Source organism: Neobacillus drentensis, assembly GCF_036966985.1.
Classification (GTDB): Bacteria; Bacillota; Bacilli; order Bacillales; family Cytobacillaceae; genus Neobacillus; species Neobacillus drentensis_E.
In genome coordinates, this window is record NZ_JBALSN010000222.1 from 4,013 (window position 1) to 5,950 (window position 1,938).

The 1,938-nt window shown below is 36.6% G+C and carries 1 protein-coding gene and 1 pseudogene; both read left to right on the forward strand.

From position 1 onward, the window contains the following. Positions 1-404 (forward strand): annotated as a pseudogene (locus V7659_RS15145) (DNA repair protein RecN); the annotation flags it as partial. A 180-nt stretch (positions 405-584) separates the two neighbouring features. Beyond that, positions 585-1,874 carry a SpoIVB peptidase gene (gene spoIVB, locus V7659_RS15150; protein ID WP_335540707.1) on the forward strand — a complete coding sequence of 430 codons (1,290 nt, stop codon included), beginning with the start codon at positions 585-587 and terminating at the stop codon, positions 1,872-1,874. Positions 1,875-1,938 lie beyond the last annotated feature (64 nt).

The following is a 1,938-nucleotide window of genomic DNA, read 5'->3' on the forward strand; positions in this document are numbered from 1 at the left end:
TTTATATTTCCACAAATCCTGGAGAGCCATTAAAGCCCCTGTCAAAAGTTGCCTCAGGAGGGGAATTATCACGAATTATGCTGGCTCTAAAAAGTATTTTCTCCCAGCATCAAGGTGTGACATCGATTATTTTCGATGAAGTTGATACGGGGGTCAGCGGCAGGGTTGCTCAGTCNNCTGCAATGGCCGATACCCACTTGTTTATTTCCAAAATTATTAAAGGTGGAAGAACAAAGACGTCTGTAACTCCTTTACAGCTTGGAGATAAAATCAATGAAATTGGCCGAATGATATCTGGATCCGAAATAACCGATCTCACTAAAAAACATGCTGAAGAATTATTATATTTAGCTGCAGAGAGTAAGAAAAGTGGAAGCGGAGCATTGACACGACTTAATCGTTAGATTTAGATATTTTTCCATTCAGAAAAGCAATAATTACTATATTTTTAATAAAAATTGTAATGCTATCCAATTTGGGTAGCTTTTTTATGTTGAACCAAGTTATAAATGATTGTCAAGGAGGCAAAATTATATATGTAGCCATTTAAGAGTAATGAAAAGAAGCGAGGAGAGTGAAAAAATTTGAAGTTAGAACTAATTAGAAAGATTATTGGTGGAATTCTCCTTGTTTCATTAATTAGCCTTATTTTTTTTCAGCCTATACAGCAATATCTCGCAATACCCAAGACTATTACGGTTTTCGAAGGACAAGACTATACTTTTCAAAAGGCTGTACCGGTATCAGCCTCTTTGGTTTCTCAAAATTCAAATATCACTTTGGATGAAGGAAAAAACTCGGTTTCAATGACAGCATCAAAAAATGGTAAAAATGAAATGCTGTTAGAGTATGCGGGGATTCCGATAAAAAAGGTGGATGTACGCGTTTTAAAAGATTTTAGGGTTATACCCGGTGGTCAGTCGATTGGAGTGAAGTTAAATACCGTAGGCGTATTGGTAGTGGGACACCATTTAATCAATACCATATCGGGAAAAAAATCTCCAGGTGAAATTGCAGGGATTAAAATTGGCGATATCATTACAGAAATAAATGGCAATAAAATAGAAAAAATGACAGATGTAGCACCATTTGTGCAAACTGCAGGACAAGAAGGAAAAGCTCTTGACATGGTTATTAGTCGAGAAAGTGGAAAATTTACTACAAAACTAACCCCATTAAAAGACAAAGGTGAAAACATCTATAAGCTCGGTTTATATATTAGAGATTCTGCAGCAGGAATCGGAACAATGACATTTATTCACCCACAATCAAAAAAATATGGTGCTCTAGGGCATGTAATATCTGATATGGATACAAAACAACCAATCGTTGTAGAGGATGGACAAATTGTTCGTTCAACTGTTACCTCCATTGAAAAAGGGAGTAACGGAGACCCAGGTGAAAAGCTTGCACGGTTTTCTTCAGACCGTGAAATTGTTGGGAATATCCAAAAGAATAGCCCATTTGGAATTTTTGGAGAAATGGTCAAAGAATTGAAAAATGGTGTTATGGATAAACCACTGCCGATTGCCTTATCGCATCAGGTAAAAGAAGGACCTGCCAAAATATTAACGGTTGTAAATAATGACCGAGTTGAAGAATTTGATATTGAAATCGTTAGCACAATCCCGCAAAAGTTTCCAGCAACCAAAGGCATGGTAATAAAAGTAACCGACCCTAAACTCCTTAAAAAAACAGGAGGAATTGTTCAAGGGATGAGCGGAAGCCCAATTATTCAAGATGGAAAACTAATTGGCGCTGTTACACATGTCTTTGTTAATGATCCAACCTCAGGATACGGGGTACACATCGAATGGATGTTAGATGAAGCTGGAATTAACATATATGAAATGCCAAAAAATAAAGCAAGTTAACATTAGGAGCAAAATAGGAAAGATCCCTATTTTGCTTTTTTTACATAGGCTGTGTTACAGGTTA